Origin of the sequence: Microbacterium sp. NPDC090225 (assembly GCF_044772365.1) — a bacterium.
In the GTDB taxonomy this organism is placed as follows: Bacteria; Actinomycetota; Actinomycetes; order Actinomycetales; family Microbacteriaceae; genus Microbacterium.
The window spans coordinates 2605494-2630777 of the sequence record NZ_JBIVYS010000001.1 but is presented as its reverse complement, the minus strand read 5'-3'; the positions used below and the strand labels follow the sequence as shown (position 1 = coordinate 2630777).

30 protein-coding genes are annotated in these 25284 nt (G+C 68.0%); 19 read left to right on the top strand and 11 right to left on the bottom strand.

Annotation, left to right across the window (positions count from 1 at the left end):
- Positions 1-41: 41 nt before the first annotated feature.
- Positions 42-1481, top strand: coding sequence for an MFS transporter (locus ACIQTT_RS12635; protein WP_402790397.1), 1440 nt, complete (start codon positions 42-44; stop codon positions 1479-1481).
- Positions 1482-1501: 20 nt separating this feature from the next.
- Here the strand turns inward: ACIQTT_RS12635 and ACIQTT_RS12630 are convergent, their stop codons facing one another.
- The 4 genes from ACIQTT_RS12630 to ACIQTT_RS12615 all read right to left on the bottom strand — a co-directional run bounded on the left by ACIQTT_RS12630 (position 1502) and on the right by ACIQTT_RS12615 (position 5669).
- Complete coding sequence (locus ACIQTT_RS12630) at positions 1502-1897, bottom strand: hypothetical protein (RefSeq protein ID WP_402790394.1); 396 nt, start codon at positions 1895-1897, stop codon at positions 1502-1504.
- Positions 1898-2034: 137 nt separating this feature from the next.
- Entirely contained in the window at positions 2035-2970 is a 936-nt protein-coding gene (locus ACIQTT_RS12625; protein ID WP_402790391.1) for a serine hydrolase, read from the bottom strand.
- Between the two features lie 111 nt (positions 2971-3081).
- Entirely contained in the window at positions 3082-5046 is a 1965-nt protein-coding gene (locus ACIQTT_RS12620; protein WP_402790388.1) for a M13 family metallopeptidase, read from the bottom strand.
- Positions 5047-5111: 65 nt separating this feature from the next.
- Entirely contained in the window at positions 5112-5669 is a 558-nt protein-coding gene (locus tag ACIQTT_RS12615; protein WP_402790385.1) for a DUF1992 domain-containing protein, read from the bottom strand.
- A gap of 90 nt (positions 5670-5759) precedes the next feature.
- Here ACIQTT_RS12615 and ACIQTT_RS12610 point away from each other — a divergent pair, with 90 nt between their 5' ends.
- The 3 genes from ACIQTT_RS12610 to ACIQTT_RS12600 all read left to right on the top strand — a co-directional run bounded on the left by ACIQTT_RS12610 (position 5760) and on the right by ACIQTT_RS12600 (position 8271).
- Positions 5760-7082 carry an MATE family efflux transporter gene (locus ACIQTT_RS12610; protein ID WP_402790382.1) on the top strand — a complete coding sequence of 441 codons (1323 nt, stop codon included), beginning with the start codon at positions 5760-5762 and terminating at the stop codon, positions 7080-7082.
- Positions 7083-7199: 117 nt separating this feature from the next.
- Positions 7200-7391: a hypothetical protein gene (locus ACIQTT_RS12605; protein ID WP_247633715.1), complete on the top strand. Its 192-nt coding sequence runs from the start codon at positions 7200-7202 to the stop codon at positions 7389-7391.
- 7 nt (positions 7392-7398) lie between these two features.
- Complete coding sequence (locus tag ACIQTT_RS12600; RefSeq protein ID WP_402790379.1) at positions 7399-8271, top strand: hypothetical protein; 873 nt, start codon at positions 7399-7401, stop codon at positions 8269-8271.
- Here the strand turns inward: ACIQTT_RS12600 and ACIQTT_RS12595 are convergent, their stop codons facing one another.
- Positions 8272-8901: a TrmH family RNA methyltransferase gene (locus tag ACIQTT_RS12595; protein WP_402790376.1), complete on the bottom strand. Its 630-nt coding sequence runs from the start codon at positions 8899-8901 to the stop codon at positions 8272-8274.
- Between the two features lie 70 nt (positions 8902-8971).
- Between ACIQTT_RS12595 and ACIQTT_RS12590 the strand changes: the two genes are divergently transcribed.
- The 11 genes from ACIQTT_RS12590 (at position 8972) to ACIQTT_RS12540 (ending at position 17096) form a co-directional block, all read left to right on the top strand.
- Positions 8972-10270, top strand: coding sequence for an Nramp family divalent metal transporter (locus ACIQTT_RS12590; protein WP_402790373.1), 1299 nt, complete (start codon positions 8972-8974; stop codon positions 10268-10270).
- A 36-nt stretch (positions 10271-10306) separates the two neighbouring features.
- On the top strand, positions 10307-10606 hold the full coding sequence (locus ACIQTT_RS12585) for a hypothetical protein (protein ID WP_247624386.1): 300 nt from the start codon (positions 10307-10309) through the stop codon (positions 10604-10606).
- Positions 10607-10649: 43 nt separating this feature from the next.
- Positions 10650-11282 carry a metal-dependent transcriptional regulator gene (locus tag ACIQTT_RS12580; RefSeq protein ID WP_402790369.1) on the top strand — a complete coding sequence of 211 codons (633 nt, stop codon included), beginning with the start codon at positions 10650-10652 and terminating at the stop codon, positions 11280-11282.
- A gap of 143 nt (positions 11283-11425) precedes the next feature.
- Positions 11426-11683: a hypothetical protein gene (locus tag ACIQTT_RS12575; protein ID WP_402790366.1), complete on the top strand. Its 258-nt coding sequence runs from the start codon at positions 11426-11428 to the stop codon at positions 11681-11683.
- Positions 11680-13485 (top strand): alpha/beta hydrolase, encoded by a 1806-nt coding sequence (locus tag ACIQTT_RS12570; RefSeq protein WP_402790362.1) that lies wholly within the window; start codon positions 11680-11682, stop codon positions 13483-13485. Before ACIQTT_RS12575 ends, ACIQTT_RS12570 begins: the two co-directional genes overlap by 4 nt.
- A 77-nt stretch (positions 13486-13562) precedes the next feature.
- On the top strand, positions 13563-14153 hold the full coding sequence (locus ACIQTT_RS12565; RefSeq protein ID WP_402790359.1) for a hypothetical protein: 591 nt from the start codon (positions 13563-13565) through the stop codon (positions 14151-14153).
- Between the two features lie 115 nt (positions 14154-14268).
- Complete coding sequence (locus ACIQTT_RS12560) at positions 14269-14823, top strand: hypothetical protein (protein ID WP_402790356.1); 555 nt, start codon at positions 14269-14271, stop codon at positions 14821-14823.
- A 3-nt stretch (positions 14824-14826) separates the two neighbouring features.
- On the top strand, positions 14827-15489 hold the full coding sequence (locus ACIQTT_RS12555) for a hypothetical protein (RefSeq protein WP_402790353.1): 663 nt from the start codon (positions 14827-14829) through the stop codon (positions 15487-15489).
- Positions 15490-15554: 65 nt separating this feature from the next.
- Positions 15555-16367 (top strand): HAD-IIA family hydrolase, encoded by an 813-nt coding sequence (locus ACIQTT_RS12550; RefSeq protein WP_400442893.1) that lies wholly within the window; start codon positions 15555-15557, stop codon positions 16365-16367.
- A gap of 1 nt (position 16368) precedes the next feature.
- Positions 16369-16935: a YdeI family protein gene (locus ACIQTT_RS12545; protein ID WP_402790350.1), complete on the top strand. Its 567-nt coding sequence runs from the start codon at positions 16369-16371 to the stop codon at positions 16933-16935.
- Entirely contained in the window at positions 16932-17096 is a 165-nt protein-coding gene (locus ACIQTT_RS12540; protein WP_391479801.1) for a hypothetical protein, read from the top strand. Before ACIQTT_RS12545 ends, ACIQTT_RS12540 begins: the two co-directional genes overlap by 4 nt.
- Before the next feature lie 13 nt (positions 17097-17109).
- On the opposite strand, the gene ACIQTT_RS12535 is transcribed toward ACIQTT_RS12540, so the two are convergent.
- Entirely contained in the window at positions 17110-18270 is a 1161-nt protein-coding gene (locus ACIQTT_RS12535; protein WP_402790347.1) for an anhydro-N-acetylmuramic acid kinase, read from the bottom strand.
- A 221-nt stretch (positions 18271-18491) separates the two neighbouring features.
- On the opposite strand from ACIQTT_RS12535, the gene ACIQTT_RS12530 reads away from it, so the two are divergent.
- A complete protein-coding gene (locus ACIQTT_RS12530; RefSeq protein ID WP_402790345.1) occupies positions 18492-18716 on the top strand; it encodes a hypothetical protein in 225 nt (74 codons plus the stop codon).
- Positions 18717-18728: 12 nt separating this feature from the next.
- Here ACIQTT_RS12530 and ACIQTT_RS12525 read toward each other — a convergent pair whose 3' ends face one another.
- Both ACIQTT_RS12525 and pyrE read right to left on the bottom strand, forming a co-directional pair.
- Positions 18729-19631, bottom strand: coding sequence for an ROK family protein (locus ACIQTT_RS12525; protein ID WP_402790342.1), 903 nt, complete (start codon positions 19629-19631; stop codon positions 18729-18731).
- A complete protein-coding gene (gene pyrE, locus ACIQTT_RS12520; RefSeq protein WP_402790339.1) occupies positions 19628-20188 on the bottom strand; it encodes an orotate phosphoribosyltransferase in 561 nt (186 codons plus the stop codon). The genes ACIQTT_RS12525 and pyrE overlap by 4 nt, the downstream gene beginning before the upstream one ends.
- A 114-nt stretch (positions 20189-20302) precedes the next feature.
- Here pyrE and ACIQTT_RS12515 point away from each other — a divergent pair, with 114 nt between their 5' ends.
- Both ACIQTT_RS12515 and ACIQTT_RS12510 read left to right on the top strand, forming a co-directional pair.
- A complete protein-coding gene (locus tag ACIQTT_RS12515; RefSeq protein WP_402790336.1) occupies positions 20303-21148 on the top strand; it encodes an exodeoxyribonuclease III in 846 nt (281 codons plus the stop codon).
- Between the two features lie 10 nt (positions 21149-21158).
- Positions 21159-21983 (top strand): Cof-type HAD-IIB family hydrolase, encoded by an 825-nt coding sequence (locus ACIQTT_RS12510; protein WP_402790333.1) that lies wholly within the window; start codon positions 21159-21161, stop codon positions 21981-21983.
- Here the strand turns inward: ACIQTT_RS12510 and ACIQTT_RS12505 are convergent.
- Together ACIQTT_RS12505 and ACIQTT_RS12500 are read right to left on the bottom strand one after the other, a co-directional pair.
- Positions 21975-22463 carry a hypothetical protein gene (locus ACIQTT_RS12505; RefSeq protein ID WP_402790330.1) on the bottom strand — a complete coding sequence of 163 codons (489 nt, stop codon included), beginning with the start codon at positions 22461-22463 and terminating at the stop codon, positions 21975-21977. The genes ACIQTT_RS12510 and ACIQTT_RS12505 overlap by 9 nt on opposite strands.
- Positions 22460-22918 carry a hypothetical protein gene (locus ACIQTT_RS12500; RefSeq protein WP_402790327.1) on the bottom strand — a complete coding sequence of 153 codons (459 nt, stop codon included), beginning with the start codon at positions 22916-22918 and terminating at the stop codon, positions 22460-22462. Before ACIQTT_RS12500 ends, ACIQTT_RS12505 begins: the two co-directional genes overlap by 4 nt.
- A gap of 35 nt (positions 22919-22953) precedes the next feature.
- Here ACIQTT_RS12500 and ACIQTT_RS12495 point away from each other — a divergent pair, with 35 nt between their 5' ends.
- Complete coding sequence (locus ACIQTT_RS12495; RefSeq protein WP_402790324.1) at positions 22954-23247, top strand: hypothetical protein; 294 nt, start codon at positions 22954-22956, stop codon at positions 23245-23247.
- A gap of 1485 nt (positions 23248-24732) precedes the next feature.
- On the opposite strand, the gene ACIQTT_RS12490 is transcribed toward ACIQTT_RS12495, so the two are convergent.
- A complete protein-coding gene (locus tag ACIQTT_RS12490; RefSeq protein WP_402790321.1) occupies positions 24733-25194 on the bottom strand; it encodes a hypothetical protein in 462 nt (153 codons plus the stop codon).
- Positions 25195-25284 lie beyond the last annotated feature (90 nt).

The window sequence follows — 25284 nt, the reverse complement described above, 5'->3', positions numbered from 1 at the left end:
CGACGACCCCCGCCCCTCTCAGACGCCGATAGCCTGAGTCGGTGGGAGTGAACGACGACAAGGCCAGACGACGACTCTCACGGAACACCCCGCGGTGGGCGATCGTCGCCGTGCTCGCGTTCGCGGGCCTGTGCTCGTCGTTCATGTTCACCCTCGTGGTGCCGCTGCAGGCCGAGCTTCCGGCGCTGCTGAACTCTTCACGTGAAGACACCACCTGGGTCGTCACGATCACGCTGCTCGTCGCCGCCGTCGCGACGCCGATCTCGGGCCGCCTCGGCGACATGTACGGCAAGCGTCGCGTGGCGATCGTGCTGCTCGCCCTGCTGATCGTCGGGTCGCTGATCGCCGCGCTGTCGGGCTCGATCGTCGGCGTGATCATCGGGCGCGGACTGCAGGGCGCGGTCACGGGTGTCGTCCCCCTGGGCATCGCGATCATGCGCGATATGCTCCCTCCCGAACGCCTCGGCACCGCAGTCGCCCTCATGAGCGCGACGATGGGCGTGGGCGGTGCGCTCGGGATGCCGATCGCCGCCTACCTCGCGGTCAACGCCGACTGGCACGCCCTGTTCTGGCTCGCCGCCGCCCTCGGCGCCGTCGGGCTGCTCCTTATCTTCTTCGTCGTCCCCGAAGACGTGCTCCGCTCCCCCGGACGCCTCGACGTGCTCGGCGCGATCGGCCTCGCGATCGGCCTCACCGGCATCCTGCTCTTCGTGTCGCGCGGCGCGGAATGGGGCTGGACGTCGCTCCCGACCCTCGCCTGCATCATCGGCGGCCTCGTCGTGCTGCTGATCTGGGGCTGGTACCAGCTGCGCACGACCGATCCCCTGCTCGACCTGCGCGTCGCCGCGCGCCCCGCCGTGCTCTTCACGAACATCGCCGCGATCGGCATGGGCTTCGCGCTCTTCGCCTCGAACGTGACCTTCCCGCAGATGCTCGAGATGCCCGCCGGCACCGGCGCCGGCTTCGGCCTCGACATGATCTCGGCGTCGCTCGTCGTCATGCCGGCCGGCCTCGTGATGATGGTGATCTCGCCGCTGTCGGGATGGCTCGAGCGCACCGTCGGACCCCGCCCGCTCTTCACGGTGGGTGCCGCGGCGATCGTGCTCGCCTACGTCTTCGTGCTGCTGCTGTCGAGCGAGGTGTGGCACATCCTCGTCGGCAACCTGCTCATCGGCGTGGGCATCGGGTTCACCTTCGCCGCGATGCCGATGATCATCATGCGCTCGGTGCCGGCCAACGAGACCGGCGCCTCCAACGGCCTCAACGCGCTGTTCCGCTCGGTGGGCACATCGAGCGCCTCGGCCGTCATGGGCGGGGTGCTCGCGGCGATGAGCATCGACGTCGACGGCGTCGCGGTGCCGACGCACGACGCGTTCCAGGTGTGCTTCTGGTTGGCGATCGCCGCCGGCATCGTCGCCCTCGTGCTGTCGCTCTTCATCCCGAAGCAGCGCGCCGCCGAACAGCATCCGTCGCTGCCCTGAGTCGGGCAGCCCGGAGCCGGTCAGAGGGCGCGCGGGTCGGGGTCGTCGACGCGGGGCGGGCGCAGGCGGCTCGGGATCGGCCACGGCAGCTCGAACCGCTCGGTCGGCGGACGGGTGACGTCGCCGAAGTCGTCGACCTTCACCACGATGCGTCCCGGCACGCCGTCTCGATCGGGGGTCACTTCGACGATGCGCACCCCGAGCGGGCGATCGGCTTCGCCGTCGAGCATCCACGGGTCGGCGAGCCAGGCGATGCCCCGCTCCTCGAGGGCGGCCTCGGCATCGAGCCAGTCGGTGGGGACGGATGCCGGGCGCCCGAGCACATCGACGGCCACCCAGTCGTCTCCCGCCGAGTGGATCCATCCGAGCAGCTCGCCGTCGTCGCGGCGGTGCGGGGTCCAGTCGGAGCGGGTCACCCGACGAGCCTAGCGAGCGGGCCCTTCGACAGGGCCAGGGACCCAGGTTTCTCGACGCTGGGCCCTTCGACAGGCTCAGGGGCCCAGTTACAGAAACTGGGTTGCTGAGCCTGTCGAAGCACCCACCACGCGGGACGTCAGTGCGTGTACTCCATGAGTTCGACGCCGAGCACGCGGAACGCGTCGTGGGCGCGCAGCCGGTGGGTGATCGAGAGGTCGTCGAAGCAGACGATGAGCGAGTAGGCCACCCCTGCGCGCGGGCCGGCGAGTACGCCTGCCTCGGCACGCACGCCACGGTCGCGCCCGGTCTTGTTGACGAACAGCAGACCGTGCGCGTCGTGGTCGTGGGCGAACGGGTCGAGTCCGGTGGATGCCGCGACCAGGCTGAGATCCTGGTTGAGGCTGAGCCACTCCGACACGCGGGCGCTGACCGCGGCGTCGACGACGGCGGAGTTGACGAGGGCCGAGAAGAGACCCGCGAGCTCACGCGTGGAGCCGACGGCCACCTGCGGGGCATCGTCGGGCCCGCGCTGGTCGCGGAACCGGTCGAGCACCGCGGTGCGGCGCAATCCGAGGGCTTCGATGCGCTCGCGCACGCGATCGTGGCCGACCTTGCGAAGCAGGGCGTTGACGGCGATCGGGTCTCCCGCGGTGGCGGCGAGCACGGCGAGGTCTTCGAGCGGCAGAGCGGGAGCGTGCAGGTGTCGCCACAGTCCGGAGGTCGAGACCTCGTCGACGCTCGATCGGTCGATGATCTCGAGCGGGTCGAGGGCACCGCTCTCGAAGCCGGCGGCGACCTCGATGAGGAGCGGCACGACACCGAGTCCTGCCACCGGCATGGTGACGTGGTCGTCGCCCGCGAGCACGTGCACGTGACTGTCGAGATCGACGACGTGCACCGATACCTGGGCTCCGGAATCGACCAGATTCTCGAGGGCGCCGAGCGTCGCGGTGAAGGAGCGTCGGCCTACGGCTGCACGCCGGGGACTGCGCCTACTCGGGCGCTGAGAGCGACGCAGCACCGCGTTGGAGCCGTCGACAGGCTCGGGAATCGAGGGTTGGGGGGAGCCCACGCGTGATCCTTACCGGGGGGATGGATGGCGGGATGCCGAGGGGCTCGTCCCCCGCGGCAGGGCTATCGTAACCCCGCCGCGTGGGACGGCCTCACAGACTCCGGTGATTGGTCACCAGATCGTCACGCGTGCGTCTTCTGCGAGCCACAGAGCATCGCCGGAGGTCACGTCGAACGCCTCGTAGAAGGCGTCGATGTTGCGCACGATCTGGTTGCAACGGAACTCGTTGGGCGAGTGCGGGTCGATCGTGAGCAGGCGCAGCGTCTCGGCATCGCGGCTCTTCTGCTGCCACACCTGCGCCCACGAGAGCAGCAGGCGCTGCACACCCGTGAGCCCGTCGATCACGGGCGCCTCGGCCCCGTTCAGGGAGAGCTCGTAGGCCTTCAGCGCGATGCCGAGACCGCCGAGGTCGCCGATGTTCTCTCCGATCGTGAGGGCGCCGTTGACGTGATGCTCGGCGTCGAGCCCCTCGGGCACCAGCGCATCGTACTGAGCGATGAGGGCCTTCGTACGCTCCTCGAATGCCGAACGGTCGGCATCCGTCCACCAGTCCTCGAGGCGTCCGTCACCGTCGTAACGGCTGCCCTGGTCGTCGAAGCCGTGGCCGATCTCATGACCGATCACGGCGCCGATGCCGCCGTAGTTGGCGGCCGCGTCGCGGGACGCGTCGAAGAACGGGTACTGCAGGATCGCGGCCGGGAACACGATCTCGTTCATCGACGGGTTGTAGTAGGCGTTGACCATCTGCGGGGGCATGTGCCACTCGGTGCGGTCGATGGGCTTGCCGACCTTGTCGATGTTGCGATCGTGCTCGAAGGTCGAGGCCCGGCGCACGTTGCCGAAGAGGTCGTCGCGGTCGATCTCGAGGGTCGAGTAGTCGCGCCACACCTCGGGGTGCCCGATCTTGGGGGTGAAGGAGTCGAGCTTGGCGAGGGCGCGCTCGCGCGTTTCGGCCGTCATCCACTCGAGCTCGGTGATGCTCTGCCGGTACGCCTCGATGAGGTTCGCGACCAGCTCGTCCATCGCGGCCTTGGCGGTCGCCGGGTAGTGCCGCTCGACGTAGACCTTGCCGATCGCCTCGCCGAGGGCGCCCTCGGTGAGCGAGACGCCGCGCTTCCACCGCTCGCGGAGGGTGGGCACGCCGGTGAGCTGGGTGCCGTAGAAGGAGAAGTTCTCCTCGACCAGGTCGTCGGTGAGGTACGCGGCGGCGGCGTGCACGGCCTTGGCGCGCAGCCACGCCTTCCAGTCGTCGAGGCGGTCGGCGGTGAGCAGCGTGCCGAGGCCCTCGAAGAAGCTCGGCTGCGAGACGACGACCTCGTCGAAGGCACTCGGGTTCGACGGGGTGACCGCCTCGCGCCACGGCGTCAGGTCGACCCCGGCGAGCTCCTGCAGCTCACTCCAGGTCTTGAGGTTGTAGGTGGCGACCGCGTCGCGGCTGCGCACGTTGTCCCAGTGGTGGCCGGCGAGCTCGGTCTCGAGCGCGATCGCACGGTCGGCGTTCGCCGCGGCATCCGTGATTCCCGCCAGCGCCAGCAGGCGCTCGAGGTGCGCGCGATACGCCGCACGCGTCTCGGCGAAGGTGTCGAGACGGAAGTAGCTCTCGTCGGGGAGCGACAGCCCTGCCTGCACCAGCACCGGCACGTAGCGCTCGGGGTTGCCGGGATCGCCGTCGACGTAGAGCCCGATCACGGCGGCGCGGCCGTCGCGGTCGTAGGCGCCGACGGTGCGCAGGAAGGAGGCGACATCGTCGATCGCGTCGATCTCGGCCAGGGTCTCGGCGAGGGGCGCCGTGCCGGCGGCGGCGATGCGCTCGGTGTCCATGAAGCTCGCGAAGAGGTCGCCGATCTTGCGCGCGAGGGTGCCGGGCTCGGCATCCTGCGACTCCTCGATGATGGCTCGAACGTCTTTCTCCGCCTGCTCGGCGAGCAGGTGGAACGATCCCCAGCGAGCCTTGTCGCCGGGGATCTCGGTGCGGTCGAGCCATGCGCCGTTGACGTGGCGATAGAGGTCGTCCTGCGGGCGGATGTCGGAGCTGAACTCGTCGAGGGCAAGGCCCGAAGGAAGCGCATCAGTCATACGCTCCACCCTAGGACGCACCCCCGACATCGTGTCCAGGGCAGGTGCGATTCCGTCACACGGCGTCAGCGCCCGCGCCGCCACAGACGACGTTTGGTCGGACTCCCGGATGCCGCCGCCGCGGCTGCGGCACGCTCCGCACGGCGCTCCGCCCACGCCGACACCTCGACCTCCACGTCGCGCGGCTCGGTGACGACGGGAGGTCCGCCCTGGAGCTGTCGACGCGCCTCGCGCACGCGACGGTTGAAGTCCTCGAGCACGGAGCGCACGTCGGCCTCGCGCCCGAGCAGATCGAGCTCGGCATCCAATCCCCGATCCTCCGTGCGCAGGAGCAGTGCGGGCGGGCCGAGACCGGTGAGATTCTCGGTCTCGATCTTGCGGCGGATCCACCAGTCGGGGTCGTGATGGTCACCGAGCCCTTCGAGCGGCTTGCCCGCGCCCGGCAGATCGTCGAAGTCGCCGCGCCGGATGGCGACCTGGATCGCCGTCTCGATGAAGGCGGCGCGATCGACGGCCGCGGCGATGCCCGGGGCCGCGCCGTCCTCGTCGTCGATCTCGTGGCCGTGGCGACGCGCCTGCTGCCGCGCCCGATAGCGTGCGGCCTCCTCGCGGGGATCCGTCATGACGCTCCGATCTGCTGCATCCGATCTCTTCCAGCCTACGACCGCCCAACCGGGCGACTCCATGTCGGCGGCGGCCAATAGGCTCGGAGGATGACCGCGCGCCCCTCCCTCAATCGAGAGATCCTGCGGCTCGCCGTCCCCGCGCTCGGTGCGCTGATCGCCGAGCCGGCTTTCCTCATCGTCGACGCCGCCCTCATCGGCCACCTCGGCACGACGCCGCTCGCCGGCCTCGGCATCGCCGGCGCCGTGCTGCAGACGATCGTCGGCCTGATGGTGTTCCTCGCCTACTCCACGACGCCCGCCGTCGCCCGTCGCTTCGGGGCCGGACAGCCGGGAGAGGCCGTCAGCGTCGGCATCAACGGCATGTGGCTCGCGCTCGGACTCGGCGCGGTGCTCGCCGTGATCGGCGCCGTCTCCTCCCCCTGGCTGGTGTCGCTCTTCGGCGCGAGCGAGGCGGTCTCCGCGCAGGCCAACGACTACCTCGTGATCTCGATGTGGGGCCTACCGGCCATGCTCATCGTGTTCGCGGCCACGGGCCTGCTGCGCGGCCTGCAGAACACGATGACCCCGCTCTGGATCGCGGGTCTCGGCTTCGGCGCGAACGCGCTGCTCAACGTGCTCTTCATCTACGGGCTCGGGTGGGGCATCGCCGGCTCCGCCGCGGGCACGGTCACGGCCCAGTGGGGCATGGTCGGCGCCTACGTGCTGGTCGTGCGCCGCCTCGCCGCGAAGCACGACGCCTCGCTGCGGGCGCAGCGCGACGGTCTCACCAGCACCGCGAAGTCGGGCGGATGGCTGTTCCTGCGCACCGTGAGCCTGCGCGTCGCGCTGCTCGCCACCGTCGCCGTCGCGACCGCGGTCGGCACCGACGAGCTGGCCGGATGGCAGATCGTCTTCACGATCTTCTCGGCCGCCGCCTTCGCGCTCGACGCGCTCGCGATCGCCGCACAGGCTCTGATCGGCAAGGAGCTCGGCGCCGGCGACGAACGCCAGGTGCAGCGCGTGCTCGGGAGAACGGTCGCGTGGGGCGCGTGGTTCGGGGTCATCGTGGGCGGGGCGATCGCCGCGCTCTCGGGCGTGCTGGGGATCGTCTTCACGGGCGATGCCGAGATCGCGGCCCTCGTGCAGCCCGCGCTGCTCGTGCTCGCGGTCGCCCAGCCGATCGCCGGCGTCGTCTTCGTGCTCGACGGTGTGCTGATGGGAGCGAACGACGCCCGGTACCTCGCTCTCGCGGGAGGACTCACCCTCCTGCCGTTCCTGCCGACGCTGTGGATCATCTCGGCGCTCGGCGTCGGCGGATCCGCAGGACTCATCTGGCTCTCCGTCGCCTTCTTCGGCGTCTATCTGCTCGCGCGTCTCGCCACGCTCGGGTGGCGAGTGCGCTCCGGGCGGTGGATGACGGCCGGCTACTAGTCCTGCACATCGGCGCCGTTCCACACGTTGTCCACAGCTCACGTTCCGCGCGAAATCTCACCCCCACGCGGCCTGGCAGTCTGAAGCTCCGCGGTCGACAATGGAGGAATGCTGGGCATGAACGAACCACAGGTCTGGGTGCTGATCGGCGTCTTCGCCGCAGCAATGTTCGGCATGATCACCATCGTCTCGACGCTGTTCATCCACGTGATGAAGACCGAAATCCGGAGCGTGCACAGCCGGATCGACGCCCTCGACCGCGACGTCAGCGCCCTGTACCGGCACGTCCTCGGCATCGATCGCGACTGATTCCGACATGACGACGCACGAATGGCCGGGAGACTCCGCCACGGTGGAGCAGTGGATGCGGGAGTCCCTGCGACCCGACCCGTCCGAGTTCGAGCTGCGCGGGATCGACGACGTCCGTATCTCGAGCACCGTAGACGGCGACCACCTCGAACGGCTCATCGTCGACGGCACCGGAGTCGCCCTCCGGCTTCGGGTCCCGAAGCACGACTCAGCGCCCACGGCATCCGCCTCGCCCGTGGCTCCCGACGTCGTCGAACGACGCCGCGGCACGGCCCGCACGGTGCGGATGCTCGCCCGCCCCGTCGAGATCGAGGGCATCCCGCTCACGATCGATGTGCAGCTCGACGACGCACCGATCGAATGGCAGGTCTTCGCGTCGCCCGTCGTCGCGGGCCGACCGGAGAGCCTCTACGGCATCGTCTTGGCCGACGATGGCGCGGGGATGCGCGGATCCTTCCTCGCCTCGATGACGGCAGACGACCTCACTCCCCTCCTCACTTCACTCCTCCGCCCGGCACTGAAGGCCGCCGGCATGCGCCTCCGGCACCTCTCGGTCACCGGCGCGCAGGACGGCACCGACGGCATCCGCATCGACGGGGCGGCCGCCGTGCGCTGGCGCCTGATCGGGGCGTCCGCCCGCGGCAGTGCGCGCATCGGCATCGAGCCCGACGGCGTGGTCACCGTGCGCGATCTGCGGGTCGGGAGCACGAACCCCTTCGTCGCCCTCGCGCTGCGCGCCGCGCGCAAGAACATCCGCGCCGAGATCGGCCGACGGCACGACCTGAACGCGAGCCTCGCCGCAGACGGGGTGGCTCTGCGCGTGCACGACCTGCGCGTGACGGTCGACGACGAGATCCGGATCAGCGCCCGGGTGGGGTGATCAGTCCGCGTACCGGCGGCACCACTCGTACATGATCACGGCGGCGGCGGCGCTCGCGTTGATCGAACGCGTCGATCCGTACTGCGTGATCTCGATGTGGGCGGATGCCGCGGCGAGCGCCTCCGCCGACAACCCCGGACCTTCCTGACCGAAGAGCAGCACGCAGCGTTCGGGCAGCTCGGCCTTGTCGACCGGCACCGACCCCTCGACGTTGTCGACGGCGACGATCGGCATCCCCTCGCTCGCAGCCCAGGCCGCGAACGTCTCGATGTCCTCGTGGTGCATGACGTGCTGGTAACGATCGGTGACCATGGCGCCGCGTTTGTTCCACCGGCGGCGTCCGATGATGTGCACGGTGTCGGCGAGGAACGCGTTGGCGCTGCGCACGATCGACCCGATGTTCATGTCGTGCTGCCAGTTCTCGATGGCGACGTGGAACGGATGCCGATGCGTGTCGAGTTCGGCGACGATCGCCTCCATCCGCCAGTACCGATAGCGGTCGATGACGTTGCGGGTGTCGCCGTGCTCGAGGAGTTCGGGGTCGTACTCCTCGCCTGCGGGCCATTCCTCCCGCCCTCCGGGCCATGGGCCGACGCCGTGGGTGGTGCGCTCCGGCGTCTGCTCGTCCATCCCGCCAGGCTATCCGTCGCGGCACCCCGAAGAGATTTCGGTGGACCTAAATATCCGCTAGGGTTTCGGTGTGCCTAAAAATTCTTCGCTGATCGACGCCCCGGCCACCCGCACCGCGCCACCGCGCAGCCTCTGGTTGCTCGGCCCCGCGCTCGTCGCCGGTGTCGCCTATCTCGATCCGGGCAACGTCGCGAGCAACATGACCGCGGGCGCCCAGTACGGCTACCTGCTCGTCTGGGTCGTGGTCGCGGGCAACGTGATGGCCTGGCTGATCCAGTACCTGTCGGCCAAGCTCGGCGTCGTGACGGGGCAGAGCCTGCCCGAGGTGCTCGGCTCGCGCCTGCGCAACCGCTGGGCCCGGCGCTCGTACTGGCTGCAGGCCGAGCTCGTCGCGATGGCGACCGACCTCGCCGAGATCATCGGCGGCGCGGTGGCCCTGAATCTCCTTTTCAACGTGCCGCTGCTGCTCGGCGGGTTCATCACCGGCGCGGTCTCGATGATCCTGCTCACGGTGCAGAACCGGCGTGGCGCACGCCCCTTCGAGTTCGTGATCATCGCGCTCATGGCGATCATCACGATCGGCTTCGTCGCCGGCGTCTTCGTCGCACCGCCCGACCCGGCGGGTGTCGTGGGCGGCCTCGTCCCCCGCTTCGAGGGAACCGGATCGGTGCTGCTGGCGGCATCCATCCTCGGCGCGACGATCATGCCGCACGCCATCTACGCTCACTCCGCCCTGAGTCGCGACCGGTTCGGCGCCAATCCCCGCCTGGCACCCGCGGATGCCGCGACCGAGGCCGCGCGCACCGAGCCCTCGCGCATCCGCCGTCTGCTCACCGCGACCCGCTGGGACGTCACGATCGCGATGGTCATCGCGGGCTCGGTGAACCTCGGCATCCTGCTGCTGGCGGCCGCGAACCTCGCGGGCGTCGAGGGCACCGACTCGCTCGAGGGTGCGCACGCCGCGCTGGCCGCGGGCCTCGGGCCGGTCGTCGCCACGTTCTTCGCCGTCGGCCTGCTCGCCTCGGGACTCGCGTCGACGTCGGTCGGCGCCTACGCGGGTGCGGAGATCATGCACGGCCTGCTGCACGTGCGGATCCCGCTGCTGCTGCGACGCCTGATCACCCTGATCCCCGCGCTCGTGATCCTGGGGCTGGGCGTCGATCCGACGCTCGCGCTGGTGCTCAGCCAGGTGGTGCTGTCGTTCGGCATCCCGTTCGCGCTCATCCCCCTCGTGGCACTCACGGCGCAGAAGCGCACGCTCGGCGTCTGGGCGAACCGGCTCTGGACGACGCTCGCGGGGGTCGTCGCCTCGGTGCTCCTCATCGCGTTGAACGCCGCCCTGCTCTGGCTCGTGCTCACGGGGGCCTGAACCGAAGGCGCCCGGGGCGCGGATAGGCTCGATGTCATGTCTGCCGACACCGCCCGCCGCAACGTCCGTCTCCTCAGTTGGATCGGACTCGCGACCGGACTGCTCGGGGGCGTGCTGGTCGCCTTCCCGACCGTCATCGGCCTGGCCAGCCCGTGGGTGCAGCTCGCGCTCGGCATCGCGACGCTGGTGCTGGCGTTCCGCGCCCGCAAGATCGGCATCGCCGAGGTGCCCGATTACGACGGGCGACTGTCGCTGGCCGGGGCGATCCTCGGATTCCTCGTGATCTTCTTCGCCGGCCAGGCCGCGTTCGGCATCCTGGTCGCCGTCGCCAACTGACCCCGACCCGGGCCGCAGGGGTGGCCTCACCTAAACTGGTGCGGTGGCATCCCCGGCAGCAGACGACTACCTGAAGACGGTGTACGCGCACACCGAGTGGCAGGACGCCCCGATCACCCCGTCGGTGCTCGCCGGCAAGCTCGGCATCGCCCCCTCGTCGGTCACCGAGATGGTGAAGAAGCTGGCGGCGGCCGGCCTCGTCTCGCACGTGCCCTACGGCGCGGTGCGCCTGACGGATGCCGGAACCCGCCGCGCCCTCGCGATGGTGCGCCGTCACCGGCTGATCGAGACGTGGCTCGTGCAGGAGTTCGGCTACGGCTGGCACGAGGTGCACGACGAGGCCGAGGTGCTGGAGCACACCATCAGCGACCGGCTGCTCGAGGGCATCGACGCCCGCCTCGGGCGCCCGCGTTTCGACCCGCACGGCGATGCGATCCCGGATGCCGACGGCCACGTCGAGCGCGTGCCGTTCGTGCTGCTGGCGGATGCTCCGACCGGTCACACCGGCACGGTGCTGCGCGTCGACGACCGCGACCCGGAGCTGCTGCGCGCCCTCGAATCACTCGGCCTCGACGTGTCGTCGACCGTGCGGGTGACGACATCCGGTGTCGAGATCGACGGCGCCGAAGTGGAGCTGCCCGAGGGTGCGGCCGAGGTGGTCTGGCTCGGGGCGTAAGGCGCGTACGTAGTTTCCACATGCTTTCGTTCGCCGAACGTGAGAGGTCTCCGAACTCGATATCGTGAATCGGTTCGAGGATCTGGGGGGATTCCGTGGCAGAAAGCGTCAGCGTCACCTATTCAGCGCTGTATACGCAGCGCATGGCACTAGAGGCCGCATCGCGAGATCTGACGGACTCGACGGACTCCGCGCACGACACCGACACCGGCGTGCAGGCACCGGTCGGTCGCACCTCACTGCGCGAGATGCTCGAGGGCGCGCTCGGCGAGACGCGAGCACACGTCGAACTCGGCGAGCACGACGTACAAGTGGTGATGGGGCGCATTCGCGATATCGAGACGCAGACCGAGGAACTCGACATCCGACTCGGAGCCGGTTGGGAGGACCTCCCGCTGTGACCAGCTCGCCCCGCGGCTACCCGTTCGAGGTGATCGCCTACGACGTCGGACAGATGAACACGCTCCACGAGCGCCTGACCAAGGCGAAGGAGGCAGCCGAGCAGATGCAGCTCGTGCTGAACAACCTCACCGGCCACCTTGAAGGGTCGGGCGCTGCCATTGACCGCGTGCGGAGCAGCGCCGGCGACGTGGCGGCGGCTCTGGAGAAACCGAGTGATCGAATCGAGCGGCTATCCGGCATCGTGCTCCGATACGGTACTGCCGTCGAGGCGCACGGCGGGAAGGCGAATCAGCTGATGGCCGACGTCTCGGCCGCGCAAACCGCGCTCTCTACGGCGGTCGCCGAAGTCGGCACGGCGGAGGACGAGCTGGGCGCATGGACTCGCAGCGACGACTACCGAGCTTGGAGCGCGGGCGAAGAAACCGAGACCTCGACCTCCACTCTGCTCTCCCGTGACGACCGCTTCCGCGAAGCCGTCACGACGGCCCAGGGCACGCGCGATCGAGCGGCCGAGGACCTCGCGGACGCCTGGACGGCGTGGGAGAGGGAATTTGAGGCCTGGGACGACGCATATGCGCGCGCCGTCGCCTCGCTCGCCCGCGTCGACAGCGGGTACATCAGCACCGCGGATGCTCCCTCGTTGGCTGCGCTCGCGGATGCCGACAGCCCGGAAGAGGTCGCGGCCATCTGGGACTCGATGAGCGAGGCGGAGCGCGCACGCATCGCGGCCTCGTACCCGGAGTTCATCGGGAACCTGGAAGGGATTCCGTACGAGTACCGGATCGCCGCCAACGTCGCGGTGCTCGAAGAGGCAAGCAAGACGTCCTGGGGCGAGCCTCGGGACGGGGAGATCGCCAAACTACTCACAGAGTTGCGACGCGGCGGGCTCCCGGTCTCCATGAATCTCTTCGACAAGAACCAAGCAACTGCGGCAATGCTCTACGTCGATGGGTTCAAGTACGATCCTGCCCAAATGATGGATCCGATGGTTGGGGTGACGAACGTGACTGTTCTGCTCGGCGGGATGCTCACTGAATTGAGTCATCTGGGGGACTGGGGAGAAACCGCGAGCAACCTGAACAAGGGCGTCGCCCGAGAAGGTGGCCGCGGCGCAACGATCGTGTGGTTCGGTTACGACACGCCGAACTATGGAACGGTGGGACTCATGGATCAAGCGATTACCGGAGCCGAATCGCTCACCACCTTCTTGCGCGGCCTCGACCACGCAGCACCACGAGACGCGGTCACCACCGTGGTCGGTCATTCGTATGGCAGCACGACAGCCTTCCTCGCCGTCGGCAGCGCCGTCGACAATCTCGGGGTCGACAACCTGATCGCCGTGGGCTCGGCCGGAGTGACGGATCGACCGTTGGGCGACGACCCTGATGCGCATGTCGACTACTCGGGGACGAATATCTATGCCTCGACGTCTCCGGAAGACATGTGGGCGAAGAAGGGGCGCTGGATCTCAGATGCTGCCGACGCTTTGCCGGGAGGATCTCACGCCATCGATCCAGGCAGCATCGACGGTGCCGTCTCCTTTGACTCGAACGGGGGCTACGGTCCGAACCTCGATGGCTCGGAACCGACGCCAGAGCATCACGACGGCACCCCTTTATTGCAGACGCCGGGGCACGGCACACACAGTGAAGGAGACGCGCCGATCGGTTTCACGGGCTTCCCCGGCGGCTACCTGGAGGAAGGATCGGAGTCGTTCGCAAACATCGTGGAGATCGTCAACACGGGCGATCCACTCACGACGCCCGGCGGCTACGGCAGCGACGACTGGTGGCTCTGGTGACCTCGATCTCCCCTCGGCCAGGACGCCGACGACAACTTCTCATAAACATCGCCCTCACCCTGACGGGAATCCTCCTGATGACTTCGTGCCAATCTTCCGAACCCGCGCCGACCGGTGATGATCTGTTTACGGATGCGGAGAAGACATATCTCGAGTACCGAACACTCGTCAACGGCGTCCAGTCCGTGCTCTCGTCGGGCCCGTGGATCGTTGGCCAGCTCGGCGAGTACGGCATGCAGCCCAGTCATTGCGACAACGACACCGGCTACCAGTTCAGCCTCGGGCGTCTCCTGCGCCTCGACGTCGCCGACCGCAACAGCAATGCCGACGCGATCGAGCAGCACCTCCTCGACATCGGCATGACACCCGGACGCCGCACGCTGGGCGAGGGGGCGAAGTCTCTCATCCAGATCGAAGCACGCGACGAACAAGGGCTCGAACAACTCCTCATCGAGTTCGGCTCCAACGGCACCGCCGTCGTCTCCGCCACCACCACCTGCCGCCCCGGCGACGCAGGGGAACTCGGCGATCTACTCTTCGGCGACATCTACTTCCTCGGCGACTACCTCCCGGCCGACACCGAGTCCCCCACCGACCCCTTGTTCTTCGGCATCACCCCCGGCGACCCGCAATTCACCCAGAAGCCTTCCCCCACGCCGACCCCCTGACGCCGTGCTCTCAAGAAGTGGTTTCCAGCGTGGTCCTGCCGTAAGCATCCTCGCCCTCGCCTTCGCCTCATCTCTGACCGGATGCGGCAGCGAACCGATACCTACTGGCGATGTGTTGTACGCGGAGGCCGAGCAGACTTATTTCGACTATCGAGGCTTGGTGAACGGGCTTCAGCTCGCTCTTCACGACGGCCCGTGGGAGATCGGCCAACTGGGCTCGTATGGCATGCAGCCGCTCCGTTGCGACGACGGAAACGGCTATTACTTCAGCCTCCATCGCAACGTGGTGTTGGACGGCGACAAACGTAAGGACTACGCCGACCTCGCGGAACAGTTTCTCGCCGAACAAGGCTTCTCCCCCGCCCGTGGAACGCTGGGGGCAGACGACCACGACGGCCAACTGATCCAGGTCATTGTCCGCGACGAGGGCGACTTCGAGATGCTACTCGTCGAGTTCCGCAAGAACGGCAACATCGGAATCAGTGCCGACACCCGCTGCCGCCCGGGCGATTCGTTCGAGCTGGGAGACATGCTCTTCGGCAATGAAAACCTTGGCCAGGGCTACCTCCCGATCGATACCGAGTCCCCTACCGACCCCCTGTTCTTCGGCATCATCCCCGGCGACCCGCAGTTCGTCCGCGAGAGTCCCCCGCCGACACCTGCTCCCTGACCCGTGCGCCAGGCGCATCGGAGCCGAGTCACTGCTGCCGCGAAAGCCCTCGCTCTCTTGAGCGCGCTAGTACTGACCGGATGTACGGTGAGCGAGCCCGCCCCGAGCGGCCAGGCGCTGTTCGACGAAGCCGAAGCGAACTATCTTCGCTATCGCGGATTCGTGAACGATCTCCAGTCGACACTTTCGACCGATGGATGGACGATCGGACAGATCGGCGTCTACGGCATGCAGCCGGTCGAATGTGACGCGAATCAGTATCGATTCGACCTCAACCGCAGCATCGCCCTCAACGGCGCACAGCGCGAGGAATATGCAGACACGGTCGAATCCTTCTTCACCGACCACGACATGTCCCCGCGACGCAGCGTCCTCGGCGGAGACGACCAAGAGGGCCAACTGATCCAAGTGACCGTACGCGACCAAGGAGACTTCTCGCTTCTCCTCGTCGAAATCCGCAGAGACGGCCAACTCCGGATCGCCGCAGAAACCACCTGCTGGCCGGGCGACCGCGACGAACTCAGCCGCCTGATCTTCCACGGCGAACGGCTCGGCGAGGGCTACCTCCCGATCGACACCGAATCCCCCACCGACCCCCTGTTCTTCGGCATCACCCCCGGCGACCCACAATTCGCCCGTGAGCCCTCACCTGCACCGACCCCCTGAGCCGCACGAGACCCCCGTCGCAACTCGCTCAGGCGCGCGCAACCCGCTGGCTCTAGGCTGAGCACATGGGACAACACCGCGACGACATCGAATGCTGGCTGACCGACATGGACGGCGTTCTCGTACACGAGAACACGCCCATCCCCGGGGCATCCGAGATGCTCGCCGGGTGGGAGCAGAACGAGATCCCCTACCTCGTGCTCACGAACAACTCGATCTTCACCGCGCGTGACCTGTCGGCCCGTCTGCGCGCGAGCGGCCTGGTGGTTCCCGAAGAGCGCATCTGGACCTCGGCGCTCGCCACGGCCGACTTCCTCGCCCAGCAGCTGCCCGGCGGTTCGGCGTTCGTGATCGGTGAGGCCGGCATCCTCACGGCGCTGCACGAGGCCGGGTTCATCATGACCGAGACGAACCCCGATTTCGTCGTCGTCGGCGAGACCCGCAACTACTCGTTCGAGGCGATCACCAAGGCGATCCGCCACATCATCAACGGCGCGCGCTTCATCGTCACCAACCCCGACGCGACCGGTCCCAGCTCCGACGGCGTGCTTCCGGCGACCGGGGCGATCGCGGCGCTCATCACCAAGGCCACCGGCAAGGAGCCCTACGTGGTCGGCAAGCCGAACCCGATGATGTTCCGCTCCGCCCTCAACAAGATCGGGGCGCACTCGAAGAAGACCGGCATGATCGGCGACCGCATGGACACCGACATCGTCGCCGGCATCGAGGCGGGCCTGCACACGGTGCTCGTGATGACCGGCATCAGCGACCTGGCCGAGGTCGAGAAGTACCCGTTCCGGCCCGACGAGATCGTCGACTCGGTCGCCGACCTGCTGCCCACCGTCACCTCGTCGATCCCGACACTCGACGAGGACTGACATGGGTGTTCTCGACGACGGCGAGCGCCTCACCGCGGCGGATGATGCGGCCTGGCGCGCCTGGCTCGAGGACAACCACGAACGGACCGCCGGCGTCTGGCTGCTGAGCGTGCGCGGCGGTTCCGGCGACGGCCTCGGCTACGAAGACGCCGTGCGGCACGCGCTCTGCTTCGGCTGGATCGACGGGCCCGTGCGGGTGTTCGACGGCGTGAACGCGCAGTGGTTCTCGCCGCGCCGCCCCGGCAGCGGCTGGGCGGCGACCAACAAGGCCCGCCTCATCGAACTCGAAGCCGCAGGTCTGCTCGCACCCGCCGGCATCCGCGTGCTCGAAACCGCCAAGGCCAACGGCTCGTGGACCCTGCTCGACGGCCCCGAGGCCGGGATCGAGCCACCCGAACTGACCGCCGCACTCGATGCCGTGCCCGCCGCGCGCACCAACTGGGACGCCTTCCCGAAGTCGGTGAAGAAGTTCGGGCTCACGCACATCGCGATGGCCAAGCGCGCCGAGACGCGCGATGCGCGCATCGCCAAGATCGTGGCGGATGCCGCGGAGGGGAAGCGACCGTGAACCAGAGCGACATGCTCTTCCTGGTGCTGATCGTGATCGGGCTCAGCTCGCTCACCCTGGTCATCGTGCAGTTCGTGCGGTCGCGGCGACGCGGGGGCGACTCCGACGACCGCGGCGGCAACTGGTGGGAAGGCCCCTGGGACGAGGACCAGCGGCGCTAGACCGCCCTCGCCGCTAGCCGGCGGTGGTCAGCGTCAGGCTCGTCACCGCGTCGACCGGCTGCGGCATCCGTAGCGGCCCCTCGCCCGGCGTGATCGTGCCGAGGATGCGCGGCGCCCTGGCGCCCGTGCCACCCGGCACGATCGCGGCGACGCCGTGCATCGTGCACCAGCCGATCAGCGCGAAGAGGATCGCCTCCTTGCTGTCGACCGAGGCTCCGAGTTCGTCGGCGAGCACCACGTCGACGCCGGGCAGGGCGGAGCGCAGACCCTCGAGGATGATCGGGTTGTGGCATCCGCCGCCCGACACGGCGAGGAAGCGGATGCCGGCGGCAGCGACATCCTGCGCGACGGAGCGCACGGTGAGTTCGGTAAGGGTGCGCACGAGGTCGGCATCCGAGATGGCGCGATCGGCGACGTGTTCGCGCACGTAGTCGAGGTGGAAGTGCTCCTTGCCCGTGCTCTTCGGCGCCGAGAGCGCGTAGTACGGATCGGCGAGGAGTTCGGCCAGCAGCGCGGCATCGACCGTGCCGACGCGCGCGATCGCGGCATCCTCGTCGTAGCCCTTGTCGTTGAGGCCCCGGTCGACGACCACGGCGTCGACGAGCGCGTTGGCGGGGCCGATGTCGTAGGCCGAGACGCGGCCGTCGGCGACGACCGTCATGTTCGCGATGCCGCCCAGGTTGAGAGCGGCGGCGACGTCGCCCCGACCGCGCAGCAACAACTCGTCGAGGAACGACACGAGCGGGGCGCCGTGCCCGCCCGCCGTGATGTCGCGGATGCGCACGTCCGACACGACCGGCGCACCGACAGCCTCGGCGATCCACGCGGGCTGCCCGATCTGCAGGGTGCCACGGGCGTGATCGCCCTCGACCCAGTGGTAGACGGTCTGGCCGTGCGTGCAGACGGCATCCACTCCCCCGACGGATGCCGCGGCCGAGGCGGCGACGTCAGCGAACGCCTGGCCGATCAGGGTGTCGAGCTCGCACACCTCGGCGAGCGTGGTCTGCGCGGGCGGGAGCGCGGCGACGAGCCGGGCCCGCAGCTCGGGCGCGTAGGGCACGCTGTCTTCGTGGAGCACCGTGCCGCGCAGGGCGCCGTCGCGCTCGGCGAAGTCGACCACCACCACGTCGATCCCGTCGTGCGAGGTGCCCGAGAGCAGTCCGAGTACGCGCATGCGCCGTCCTTCCGTCGTCCTGCTTCGAGGGTACGCGGAATTTGTTAGGAGTGCGTACGGATGTCGTCGGTGGGCTCTCCCACTCTTCCTGCACGGACCTCTCAACAACGGGTTTGTCCACAGCCCAGCGGCTTGACGCGGGGCACGTCGCGACACGACTCGGTTGACGGGTACCGTCGGTGGCGAAACCTGAGATCAGGTCGCACAATAGGAGCGTGTTCGTGTCCGCAGAGACTCTTGCGATCGTCGTCAGCGCGATCGGCATCGTGCTGACCCTCGGGGCCAGCATGCTCGCGGGCTTCGCCTGGTGCGTGCGTCGCATCGATGCGGTTGACGCGAAGCTCACCACCCGCATAGACGCGGTTGCCGATGACGTCACCGAACTCAAAATCGCGCTCGCGCGCCTCGAGGGCCCCGCGCGGCACCTCTACGTGCCCGGCCGCTGACCGCGCGTCGGACTAGCGCAGCACGAGCGCCGCGGCGCCGATCAACGGGCCCTCGTCCCCCAGCCCCGAGCGCACGACGCGCGCGCGACGGGAGTACTCGTGCACGGCGCTCGCGGTGAGCGCCTCCTGCACCAGTTCGATGTAGTCGTCGGAGACACGCGAGAAACCTCCGCCGATCGCGACCACGTCGAGGTCGACGAGGGTCGCGGCATCCGCCAACGCCTCGCCCACGGCCTTCGCCGAGCGTTCGATCGCGGCGCGAGCGGTCGCGTCGCCTGCGGCCGAGTCGCGAGCGAGGTCCTCGCCGGTCGCCCCGATCCAGCCCTGCTGCTGCGCCCAGGTCACGCTCGCGGGACCGGAGGCGATCTCTTCGAGCGTCAGCCCGCCCTCGCGGCGGATCTGCCCGAGGTGCCCCGCGTTGCCCGAGGCCCCGGGAATGTACGCGCCGTTCACCACGAAGCCTCCACCGATGCCGGTCGAGACGACGATCGAGAGCGAGGCCGCGGCATCCTGCGTCGCCCCGCGCCACGATTCGGCGAGCGCGAGCGCGCCGCCGTCGTGACCGAGCACGGTCGGCACGTCGCGGCCCACCACGGCGGATGCCTCGCGCCGAACCGCGGCGGCGAGGCCGTAGCCGCGCGCCGAGGGCATGTTCACGGGCACGATCGTTCCGCTCGGGCGGTCGACGGGGCCGGCGCTTCCCGCACCCGCGCCGACGAGCTCGGCATCGGCGGGAAGAGCGGCGAGCGCATGCTGCACGATCGCGGCCACCGCGGCATCCATCGATGCGAGGGTCGCCTCGCGTCCGGTCGCCTGCCGGCTGCGGGAGCCGTCGACGAGCGTGCCGTCCTCGGCGACGAGGGCGGCCTCCATCTTCGTGCCGCCGACGTCGACGGCGAGGGCGTAGCGGGTCACTGGGGGTCGAGCCCGAGGTCGTCGAGGTCGAAGGCGGCACGCCACTCGAGACCCTCGGCCTCGATCGCGGCCTGGGCGCCGGTCTTGCGGTCGACGATCACGGCGACGGCGACGACCTCGGCGCCCTCCTTGCGGAGCGCCTCGACCGCCTTGAGCGCCGACTGGCCGGTGGTCGAGGTGTCTTCGAGTACGACGACGCGCTTGCCCGCGACATCCGCTCCCTCGATCTGGCGACCACGGCCGTGATCCTTGGGCTCCTTGCGCACGACGAACGCATCGAGCGGATGCTCGGTCGCGACGGAGGCGTGAAGCACCGAGTTCGCGATCGGGTCGGCGCCGAGCGTGAGCCCGCCGACGGCGACCACGTCGAGGTCGGCGATCAGGTCGAGCATGATGCGGCCGATGGCGGGAGCAGCCCGATGGTCGAGGGTGAGCTTGCGCATATCGACGTAGTACGTCGCCTTCTTGCCACTGGAGAGGGTGAAGTCGCCGTGGAACACCGCCTCGTCCGTGATGAGGGCGAGGAGGTTCTGGCGGTCTGCGTCGAGTGCGGTCACGGCATCCAGTGTAGGAGAGTCGCGCTATGACTGCGCTGTCAGATGTCGCCGGGGCGTCATCTGCGTGTCGCGGGCCGCAGATCGCGTGTCCGACCCCGCAACTAGGCTGGACGCATGCGCTTGGCCACCTGGAACGTCAACTCCATCCGTACCCGTGTCACCCGCACCGTCGAGTTCGCCGTTCGCGAAGACATCGACGTGCTCGCGATGCAGGAGATCAAGTGCAAACCCGAGCAGTTCCCCTACGGGCCCTTCGAAGAGGCCGGCTACCAGGTCGAGGTGCACGGCCTCAACCAGTGGAACGGCGTCGCGATCGCGAGCCGTCTGCCGATGACTGATGTGCGCACCGGGTTCGACGGCATGCCCGGGTTCGCGAAGGGCCATGAAGGACCGGATGCCCCGCTCGAGGCGCGCGCGCTGGGCGTGATGGTCGACGGCGTGCGGGTGTGGAGCCTCTACGTGCCCAACGGTCGCTCGCTCGACGACCCGCACTACGCGTACAAGCTGCACTGGCTCGAGGCGCTGAAGAACTCGACCGCGGCCGAGCTCGCGGCGAACCCCGCCCTGCCGCTCGCGCTGGTCGGCGACTTCAACATCATCCCGTTCGACACCGACAACGGAGACCCCGACATCGTCGAGGGCGTCTCCACCCACGTCTCCCCCGCCGAACGCGCCGCGTTCTTCGCGATGGCGGATGCCGGGCTCACCGACGTCGTGCGCCCGATCCTCCCCGAGGGCTACACCTACTGGGACTACCAGCGCCTCAAGTTCCCGCGCAACGAGGGCATCCGCATCGACTTCATCCTCGGATCGCGCACCCTGGCCGATGCGGTCACCGGCGCCTCGATCCACCGCGACGAGCGCAAGGGCGAGCAGCCCAGCGACCACGTGCCGGTCGTCGCCGACATCGACCTCGGCGGCACGGACGACGATGACGATCTGCCGATGATCTTCTCGTGACGCGTCGGCCATGACGCTCCGGCTGATCGCCACCGATCTCGACGGCACCCTGCTCGACTCGACCTCGTCGGTCACCCCTCGCACGCGGGCGGCGCTCGACGCGGCGCGGGCCCACGGCATCCACGTCGTTCCGGTCACCGCCCGGCAGCCGATCGGGCTGCGCGCGATCGCCGGCGACGCCGATTTCCGCGACTGGGCACTCTGCAGCAACGGCGCTTACGCCACGCACCTCACCGACGGACGGATGCTGTTCGCCGAAGAACTGCCGGCCGAGACGATCCGCACGCTGGCCGAGGCGCTGCGCGCGAGCGTGCCCGGGCTGCTGTTCGCGAGCGTGCGCGAGGGCGGCGAGACCTTCGTCGCCCAGGAGGGGTACGCGGCGATCGCCGATCTCTCCGACCACAAGCGCGACCCGAAGACGATGGGCGGCGTGCCGCTCGACGAGGTGCTCGACGCCCCGAGCCTCAAGTTCGTGATCCGGCATCCCGAGCTCGCGCCGGCCGAGCTCTTTGACGCTCTGCGGTCGCTGGGCCTCTCCGGCTTCGAGGCGACGCTGTCGGGCGCGCCGTTCGTCGAGGTGATGGCCGAGGGCGTCACGAAGGCGACCGGCCTCGCCCGTCTCTGCGGGCACCTCGGCATCGACCGCGCCGACGTGATGGCCTTCGGCGATGCCCTCAACGACGTCGAGATGCTGCGCTGGGCCGGGCGCGGGGTGGCGATGGCCGACGCGGATGCCGTCGTGAAGGATGCCGCCGTCGAGGTCGCAGAGTCGAACGATGACGACGGGGTGGCGCGGGTGGTCGAGCGGATGCTGGCTGCGGCTGAGTCAGCCTGATTCGTCGCCCTCGCGTTCGCTCGGAAGGATGACCTGCGTGCGCACGCTGAAGCCGAGCTCCGTCCCGTCGCAGCCGTAAAGGAAGAAGTCGCTCCACCCGACGCTGCCGAACAGACCCGAATCCGCGTAGATGCTGAAGGAGTCGTCGGCGGAAGAGATCTGTAGTTCCCCTTCGCTGAGGAACTCCCAGTCGGCCCACCCAGTGAGCGATTCCCCTTCGAAGTCGATACAGCCCGGTGCTGACTGCCCATTCCACGCACCCGAGGGGAAGTTCTCCAACATCGCCGTGCCGTCTTCGTGCACCGTCAGCCGAGCTGACTGAAACGGGGCCATGTCAGGAGCGTTGGATGCCGACCACGCGATGGGGTAGACGAACTTACCCTCGAACGGGTTCCGTTCGGCGCAACCGGAGAGCGCAAGCGTTGCGACGACACCGATTCCGAGCACAGCTGCGAGACGCGGGGCCGCCCAGACGATCACTCGAACTCGCCTCCCGCCAGAAGCTTCCCGCGTGGCATGCGTAACGTGCTGGCGACGAGGAAAACAAACGCGCCGATTGCCAGGATCGGGCCAGCGATCGCGAAGAGCAGCGTCACCGCGCTCCCCTCCTGCGGCCCCGGAAGATCGATCGCGTCGTAGGCCATGCTGAGCCAAAAACCGACAGCCCAGAAACTCCCGAACGCACCGAAGGCGAGCCACAGGCGGATTGCCCACAGCGACGAGGCGGTGCCGGGCCTGCGCGTCAACAGCGCGACCCCCAGACACAACACGCAACCCGCGACAGCGAAGACCCAGGCGTTGGGCAAGGTGGCGACGTTACCGGGAGGAATCTCGCTCCAGCGCGGCCCGATGCGGAGCGCCGCCTCGATAGCCACCGGCACCACAAAGGCGATCACGCCGAGGGAGAACCACCCCGCCACTTGTCGAAGAGTCATGCCCTGCCCTCACTCCACACCTCGAAGACTATTTCTTGTCCAGCCAGACAACCGTGTCGCTGGACGGCACTTCCGGGTCCTTCGACGGATCCAGGATCGAAATCGACTTGATAACCGACGTCGGGGATCACCTGCCACTCACCCGCAGCATCGACCGAATCCGCCCAGTCGATCGCCCCGGCCGTGCGGGCATCAGGCTTCTCGCACAGAAGAGCACGCGGCCAGTCATCCGCCTGGAAAGAGCCATCCTCGAAAAGCGTCAGTTCGAACGAACCGTATACCTCCCGACCCTCCCAGTTGCCGACAACATCCTTGTGCGTCAGATCTGACGCGGGTTGCTGATACCCACAGCCCACGAGTAGCACACCGAGAACAGAGCAGAGAAACACCGCCGACCACGCCCTCCCTGGAGACCGACGCATCAGACGACGCTGCCGATCAGATTGAACGCGCCCAAACCGATCGCGACGATCCCGACGACGATGCTCCACCGCGGAGCGGTGCGCGGGTCCACCGACATCTCCGCAACCGCTCCGCCAACCGCACCCAGGAGTGAGAAGCATGCCCGCCCGCATCGCTCAACGTCGTGACGTGTGAAGCACGTACCAGTGGGGAGATCCATCGCAAAATGGCTGAGCCAAAGAGCTCCAGTCGTATCCGTCGAAACGACCAGGCAATGGAGCGATCACGGCGTCGCCTGCAGCGGTTCTGACGAGAAGAGAATTCTGAGCGTCGAGATCCCAGCGTGCATCGCCAGAAAACTCTGAATAGCCGGCTGACATGCAGCTCTCACCGTCGATCACAGCGACCTCTCCGACGTAGACCAGAGACAGTGTGGCCGTGTGATCCTCGTTGAGAGTGATCGACGACCCCTCAGGCGCCGACTCCCCACTCGAGTAGCCTTGCGCCGGGCTCCACGTAGCCGGAAAGATCACCTGACTTCCGGGACCCTTGCTTTCAACGGTCGCTCGAATCGCGATGAATGCGGCGCTGCCCACAATCACTAACGCGCCGCATATCGCGATGGCGCCAACTCCCCACCCACGCGTTGCTACCGACATAACCGCCCTTCTCAACTCGTCAGTAACAGAACCGTAGTACGGCATAGATGTGGGGCCCTCTCCGAACCCGAGATTCCCACCCGAGGCTCACCGTCTCGTCGTCTACGTACTCCCATTCACCTCGAATCGCGTTCAAAAATGACTGTCGTCGTCGAGTCGACCAAGTCCGGAACTGCGAGGTAGAAGCTAAGCGTGAGGTCACCGTCTTCCTCGACGTGCAGCGACCCCGACGGGCTATACCCAGAGCAAACGCCCGACGGGAAGAAAAACGTCATCGATGCCCCACTTCCCTCGTGGAGCACCCAGCGCCCCTCAATCGAAACCGTGTCGTTCCATGACACATCGGAGACGGACGTCGCTTGCGGGATGCCGCATGCGAGATTAAGGGGCCAGCGCTCCGCGCGGTACGTCCCATCGGAACGTACTGCAAGCACGAAATCTGCCGGGGCATCTCGGCCTCGCCAGTCTCCGATCACGTCCGCGTTCGTAATATCATCTGTCGGTTTCGCCCCTGACGCGCAACTGGTAAGGCCCGCCACGAGAAGAATGAGAACCAGAGCGATACGCAAGTCAACGGCGCGCTTCACCATGTTTTCGTTTCCCGCCAAACGAAGGTCGATGCGGCCGCAGAAAAAGCATCGGATTCACTGGAGAGCGCGGGCAGGAAATCCTGCCGCAAGGCGCGCTTAGCCGGATGCCTTGCGCGATCTTTAAATCCGCCCCAAGTGCTACTCACTTGCGAACTTCTCTCTCTCACCTGGACGTGGGAAGAATAATCTCCGACTCGACATTGAAGCTGAACTTCGTCCCGTCACACTTGTAAAGGTAAAAGTCAATCCAACTCACCGTGCCGAAGCGTCCTGCGTCGGCAAAGATGCTGAATGACCCCTCGGTCGAAGTGATGAGCATCTTACCTTCGCTCACGAACTCCCAACTCGCGTCGCCAGATACCAGGTCGCCCTCGAACTCGATGCAGCCCGGCTCCGACTCATCACTCCAATTGCCGACAGGGAAGTCCGTCAGCGCCGCGGTTCCGTCTTGGTTCAGAGTTAATCGCGTCGACTCCGTCGAATCGACCCCACTCGTGCTCGTTATCGCCCACTCGATCGGAAAGACGAACTTCCCCTCGAGCGGATCCCCGCCGGCACATCCGAGCAACCCAAAAGTTAGCGAGGCGAGAATCCCAGCAGTGACTCCAAAACGCACACTCTTCATAGAGAGGATCTCAGCTCCCGTTAATACTTGGCATCAAGCGTGCTATCCGGCATGGCGAGACTCCGAGTAGTCGTCGTTGTGCGCTTGCCG